General features: G+C 37.9%; 3 protein-coding genes. All 3 read left to right on the top strand.

From position 1 onward, the window contains the following. Nucleotides 1-780, top strand: a 780-nt coding sequence (locus tag A6E03_RS00875) for a hypothetical protein (RefSeq protein ID WP_065599978.1), incomplete at its 5' end; no start/stop codon positions are given. Beyond that, on the top strand, nucleotides 777-1,880 hold the full coding sequence (locus tag A6E03_RS00870; protein ID WP_255310560.1) for a WD40 repeat domain-containing protein: 1,104 nt from the start codon (nucleotides 777-779) through the stop codon (nucleotides 1,878-1,880). The genes A6E03_RS00875 and A6E03_RS00870, both read left to right, overlap by 4 nt. Next, on the top strand, nucleotides 1,880-6,685 hold the full coding sequence (locus A6E03_RS00865) for an OmpA family protein (protein WP_065599977.1): 4,806 nt from the start codon (nucleotides 1,880-1,882) through the stop codon (nucleotides 6,683-6,685). Before A6E03_RS00870 ends, A6E03_RS00865 begins: the two co-directional genes overlap by 1 nt. Nucleotides 6,686-6,804: the final 119 nt, after the last annotated feature.

The following is a 6,804-nucleotide window of genomic DNA, read 5'->3' as shown; positions in this document are numbered from 1 at the left end:
AGCTCAAAAGATGAGTATGAAAGCGGGCTTAAAATTTGGAGCATGAAAACCGACGGAACAGATTTACGCTTGGTGACGGATGCAACCATGGATTTAACTGCGGTGCGAAATTTAACTCGTTCGCCAAATAATCGTTATGTCGCTTGGGCTGGCTCTGGTGGTCATAAAAGTGTGTATGATTTAAAAACAGGTAAAGTGACAGTTGTACAGAAGACTACCTCTCCACTTGATATGCTTTGGTCTGAGGACAGCCGCTATTTGTATCATGAGAGATATCGTAATCGTTATTCTCATTGGGATTCTGAGACTGGTGAAATTAGTGAGATTGATTTCGATATAGAAACTTCGGCAGTAAGCTATGGAGGTAATCGTATTGTAGTGTATCCATTTGGCGTTACTGTTTTTGATAGCATCACAAATGAAAAGAAGCTCTTAATCGATGTTGATGAGACTCTTCCCTTTAAAGAAGCACGAATGACAATTCGTTCTATTGATCCTACTGGTCGTTATGCTTGGGGATCTAATCCTTCTTTTGGATTCTTTTTTGATATAGAAAAAGGAACCGTAAAACAGATGGTTGATGATTTTGTTCCTGCTCAAATTTTAGGTAAAGATGCACATTATAGCGCTCTGAGTAAAATGACTTATGTCACTATTGTTGATCGTGTAGAGGATAAAGTATGGTCATGGCGTGCTTTCTCACATGGTGCCATGTCAGGAGAAGGGATCCTTTATAATGGATTGGCAAATAATGGTTTATGGTTCAAGGAGAACAAATGATGTCTGCTTTGAAAAAAATACTATTACTTGCACTATTTAGCATCACTTTAATGGGATGCAATGACCCTGAAAGTGTGGCAGCAGAAGCGGCTCAATTAAGGGCTGAACAACACCCAGATCGTACCTATGTGGGTGAGCATAATTATTACACCATGGAAAGCAGTGGTGATATTGAGTTTGCGAACAAAAAAGATCTAAAAATAATGTATCAAGATTTTCCTCGTTACTTTATTGAAAAAGCCAAAGAGTGGCCAAAAGAAGATCTTAATGATGCCAGCTCATACGATTTACCGCGTTTTCAATTTGCATGGGCGAACTCAAGCTCAGAAGATGAATATGAGAGCGGGCTTAAGATTTGGAGTATGAAAACCGACGGAACAGATTTACGCTTGGTAACGGATGCAACCATTGGTTTTGCATCTATTCGTAATTTAGCTCGTTCTCCAAATAATCGTTACGTTGCTTGGGCGGGATCTGGTGGTCAGAAAGGGGTGTATGATTTAAAAACAGGTAAGGTTTCGAATATGCATAAATTTACCTCGCCACTTGATATGCTTTGGTCGGAAGACAGTCGCTATTTGTATTTTGATGATGCTATAAACAGTTATGCTCGTTGGGATTCAGAGACTGGTGAGGTTAGTGATTCTGATTTGAAAGTTCGTACTGAAGCTGTTTTGACGGGAAATAAAATTATAAAAGTCACTGATGCCGCAGTTGTGGGTTATAACTTAAAGACAAATGAACGTTTATTTGTTTTGAGTTCAGACCGCTCATTAAGTGATAAAGAAAGAATTTTTAGAGTTAAATCTATTAGCCCAACAGGACGTTTTGCATGGGGTTCAAATCAAAGTTTTGCTTGGATGTTTGATACTAAAGAATTAACTGTTAAACAAATGACCACAGACTATACGCCAGCTCAAATTTTAGGGAAAGATGCTCATTTTAGTGCATTAGATAGTTTTGCTAAAGTTAGAATTGTTGATCGCGTTGGAGATCGTGTGTGGTCATGGCGTGCATTTTATTATGGGGCGCTATCTGGGGACGCTATTTTATATAATGGTTTAGCTAACAATGGTTTATGGTTTAAGGAGGACAAGTAATGTCAGCTTTAAAAACCTATGATCACGGAATTTATTTATTAGGGGCTTACTTTACAAGTTATCTAGATGAAGAGGGCGAGAGAATTAAAGCAACTTGGCATCAATCATCTGATGTAACCGAGGCTAATTTACACAATGTTCGCCCAATCCCTTTCACACCTGTTTTGATTAATGATGCTGAAAAGCCAGTATTATGGGGAACTAATAAAGACGGTTTACTGTGTCAACTGGGTTATTTTGATGAGGATGCCGTACCTGAAACTGTAGCAAGGAAGCAAACCTTCTTACGCCATAAAGCGCCATTAACCATTAATGAATTAAGTGAAAGTGAATCATATCCATTGACGTTTCCGCCGTTAAATGTGATTGGGCAGCTTGCTGAAAAACACACCAGTGTTAAATCATTGAATGATGCTTTAACTGATATCTATTCAAATAAATTAAAATTAAAGAATAAAAAACCGATTGAATTTACCATCAGTAAAATCAAAGTTAGCCAGTTAGCTGAACCCTATAAAAAACCGCTGACAGATGAGCAGAATGACTACAATGCTTGGTATGATAAAATTAAAGCGAGTAAAGTAACAAAAATTCAAGGCATTATTACTCCTGTTGTTCACTCAATTGGGGTGGTGTTCAGCAGTGATTTGTATGTGGGTGCAGAAGTTTCTCTTATTCAAGTGAAATCAAAACAAGACAATTCAGGTGAAGTAGAAAAAGTCTTGGCCACGAGTTTTGTCACTAAACCTGATCCCAGTGATGATAAAACAAATAACCCAGAAGATTATAAGAAAATAACACCTAGTGTCGTGTTTAATTTTGATCCTACATTAATTGATGATGGCTATTTTCTGCTTCGCACGCGTTTTTGGGTTGAAGAATATTTAGATAAACAAAAAGAAATATTAGAAGAAGGTATAGACGCTATTTTTCCTGATTCAGTAAAGCAAGGGCAATTAAAATTTGAAGCAAAAGTAAAACATCCAGAGAGTGAAACGGTACAAGACGTCTATACTTATGAGCTGCATGAAAAAGTCACTTTTAAACCAATAAGTGGTTTTGGTAAGCTGGCGATGGTATGCGGTGATTTGATCTCTCTTGAAGAGTGTCTAATTTATCAATATCCAACGGCACTACCTAGCTATTCTGATTTTATGACACAGCAAGGAAACCCCGTTGCGTTAAAAGGCACTGGTGTAGCCACGCTTGGTGTTGCATCCGCAGTGCAAAAGACAGCGCAATCTTACGCTCAAGGTTTTGCGACAAAAGGCATTGGTGTATTTGGCGATTTATCTAGCCAGCAAATTGCAATCAGTGTGGCAAAAAATATTTGGGGTAAATTAACCGTTGAGGGTGTTTTACCAGAGCCGCTTACTGCAGGGGCGAGTTTCTTATTTGGGTTGCAATCGGTCAAAGATGCACGTGATGCCTTTACAAAAGCGGTCGAGACAGCAGAAACACTGCAAGAATTAGCACCGTCTCAGGTTGCTCGAAGTGTGGTTCGAACTCGTTTTGCCAATACGCCTGTTATGCGTGATTTCTTTATTGATATGAGAGAGCATCTTCAAGAGCACGGGGCATCGGTTAGTACTCGAAACCTTGCGGCAAGTTGGTTTGAAGGAAGCGCCTATACAAAATTAGCTAAAGTCTTACCGATTATAGACAGTATTGGCAGTATGTATGATTTTTATCAGCTAGTAGATAAACAAGGAAAGCTAGAGAAAAAATCGGATGAAGCACAAGAAGACTTTGATAGTGCAACCACTGATTATTTGCAAAAAATTGTGATGGTAAAAGCAGAGGCGGACTGGGCTAAGCAGCTTTCAGATGCCACTAAGATTTTGAATAATGACGGTAAGGAGCAAATAGCGCGTATTATTACGCAAGGTACTCGTGCGATTATTCATATTAACTTCAAATTTAATTCGTCGGAGTTACCAAATACAGGTACGACATTACGCAGTGATATTGATAAAGTTTGTGAGAAAATTGCTGAGCTACTCAAAACACACCCAGACTATCGAATTCAAATCGATGGGCACGCAGGGCGAATTGGCAGTGATAAGGCGAATAAAACGATTGCTGAGGATCGCGCGAAGCAAATTGAACAGGTGATTTTAGATAAAGCGAAAGAAGATAAAACATTATCTGAGCGTATTATTACTTTGTCACATGGCAACACTCAACCAATAAGTGCCTCCAACGCCAAAGTTGCTATGAGTGAAACTGGGGACGATTCAGCGTTAGCGGAGGATAGACGTGTTGAAATCAGTCTATTGCCTCCAACGTACTCATTGGCTTTACCTCCTAGCCGAACGGGTATGATTGACTTAGAGAAAGTTCGTCAAGCAAAACAGGCGATTGATGTTGGGTTAGATAATAATCAAAAAGAGCAAGTGTCAGCAGTATTCAACTCTTTAATGGGAGTAGCAATGTTAACCCCTATCGCCCCTGTTGCGGCTGGGGTTCTGTTAATTAAAGAGGGTGCTACTATTGCTGATAGTGGGTTAAGCTTTTTAGATTCAATACTAACAGAAGGGGCTTACAAGGATTTTAAAGCCAAATATAAGAACGTTAATGAGCTAAACCAGTTAGGTAAAATTCACATTGATGTATTGCAACAGTATCGTGGATTTAAGGTAAAAATCGAACAGCAGCTAACAAAAAAAGAAGAGGTAGAAGCGTTTCTAAAGGCGAATAAAACATCAGAAGAATTACAAAAACGCTTCTTACTTCGAGCTTTGGCGTTAAATGGTTTAATTGAATTGTTTGCCAGAATATCACTAGGGAGCAGCTCAAATAGTGATTATAAAAAAGAACTCATAAGCGATCGAGTTCAAGACTACATAGAAACTTATATTCTTAATGATAATTGGGAAGCCCCTCAGTCATCTTACAATACCATGGCTCAGAATTGGCTGAACCGAGTGAGAGATGATAAAACTGGCGCATCGCAAGCACGTTCTTTCTTTGTGGAATATGCCAATAAGAATAAGAAAGCAACGTTAGATGAAGCAACGAAACATTTAGTTAAACGAGCTAAAATCCAAGGTACGTTTAATACTGGATTCCCTGTGCAAACCAGTTTGTATATGGATGACAAAGAGAATGGTTTTGTTGATTTTGCTAAGTTGTTTGACAATACCGCTCAAGATGTAAAATCAGACGATATTGGTTTTAGTCGTTTATTGGTGCTTAACGATCGAGATGATGATAAATCATGGATGCCTTATTCAGAGTGGAAAGAACCAAATAAAACGAACCGTATCACGCCATTTACTCGTGTTAAGTTGCAAGTTGTATTAACCAAAGACGCTTCAGAAGATGCGAAGAAATTCTTTAAAGCAACATTAAGTTATGGTTGTGATCGTGGTTGGCTTGATGTTGATGGCCCTCAATATCAAGTCTTGTTATCAGCAAAAGAAGTGTCTGATTTAACCGTGTGCGGGTCATCAGATAAAGAATTGATTTCATATTACACACAGCAATTAGGCGATAACTATGCTGCGAATAAAGAAGGAACACAAACGTTAACCGCTGTTGAATTTGAACCAACCTATTGGTTTGGTGAGTATGAAATCCCCGGTCTTAAACCTCTATTTTCTGGTTATTGGTATGAAAATTTTGATACGTGGAAACAAGATGGTAAATACAAAGCTCTGTCGTATTTCTTTAAGCTAAATCAGCATAAAGTTTCGATAGAAAAACTGGACGTTGGTGGCGTACTTTACGATATGAGCAATATTCACTATGGCATTGATGACAACAATACCTATGGAAGAGTTGATACATCAACTAAACCGTTATATCTCTTCGATGGATTAGGTAATCAAAGTGCGGTAATTAATGAAGCTGATTTACTTGTTGAAAGTTTTGTTAAAGCTAATGAAGCCAGTAAAGGAACAGGTAAAAAGCCCTATATAGAAGGAAATATCACATCGCTTGCTGCATTAAACATAGGGAATAAATTTGAATGGTTTGATAAACAAAAGCCAATAAATTCTCGACAGTTTGATTGGAGTAAAGAGCAACCAACCTCGATTTATGTGGCCTTGTTAGCAGATAAAGATAACCGTGAAGATTACAAGAGTATTGGTTTCAATCTTGATAAGATCACAATGCAGCTAAAGTTAAGTATTGAAGAGCAACACTCAACATTTAAAAAGTCTAATTCAAAAGGACCAAGTTACTTTAGTTCTGTTTATCATGTGATGGACATTAATTATGAGCCTGAAAATATAGAGAAATATTCGAAAGGCAATACCTATAAAAATATAGACTCTACTTATGTTGAATTGGATGTTCAGACTGAAGATAAGCAAGCCTTTGTCGACTTTGCCTCTCAAGTATTCGAAAGAGTTAAAGGTGAACCACAGTCAATGCTGCATGTAGGAACGCGAACGAGAAAACTCTATATCATGAAGTTTGATTTGGATTATATGTCTCCAACAGGTAAAAAGGTCAAAGGATTAAGACCGTTTGGACCGATACTAGATGACGACACTGGTGAAATTTATTCTTCTGAATTACGTCTTTTTGGATTATACCAAGAAGGTATTGATAAAGGAGAGAGTAAATATGTTTCAGGTTCTCCATTAGCGATCGAACTACCAGACAGTGAGCGTTTTTATGGCAGTGATTTACCTTGGACTCAAGAGGGAAATAAATCAGCTAACTTAGACATATCAGCACAAGCTTATTGGAAAGAGTTGCCAAATAAGAGTGAGGATGCGCAGGAAAAATGGTTGAAAGATTGGATAAACAACGAGGCTGAAACCTTATCAGCGCCAAAAAGCAGTAATTGAGAATAATATGTTTCAAGAATAACCACCTGAAATAGGGTGGTTATTCATTTAGATGAAAGCTTGCATTAGTTAACTTTCTTAAAATATGCTTAAATAACGTGCAATCAAATAGTTAAGTG

It is taken from the genome of Aliivibrio sp. 1S128 (assembly GCF_001691065.1).
GTDB lineage: Bacteria > Pseudomonadota > Gammaproteobacteria > Enterobacterales > Vibrionaceae > Aliivibrio.
This window is presented reverse-complemented; position numbering and strand designations above follow the sequence as displayed.

Bases quoted from the DNA above. Each gene is read 5' to 3' on its own strand.
- A6E03_RS00870 (WP_255310560.1), top strand. From the start codon at position 777: ATGATGTCTGCTTTGAAAAAAATACTATTACTTGCACTATTTAGCATC.
- A6E03_RS00865 (WP_065599977.1), top strand. From the start codon at position 1,880: ATGTCAGCTTTAAAAACCTATGATCACGGAATTTATTTATTAGGGGCT.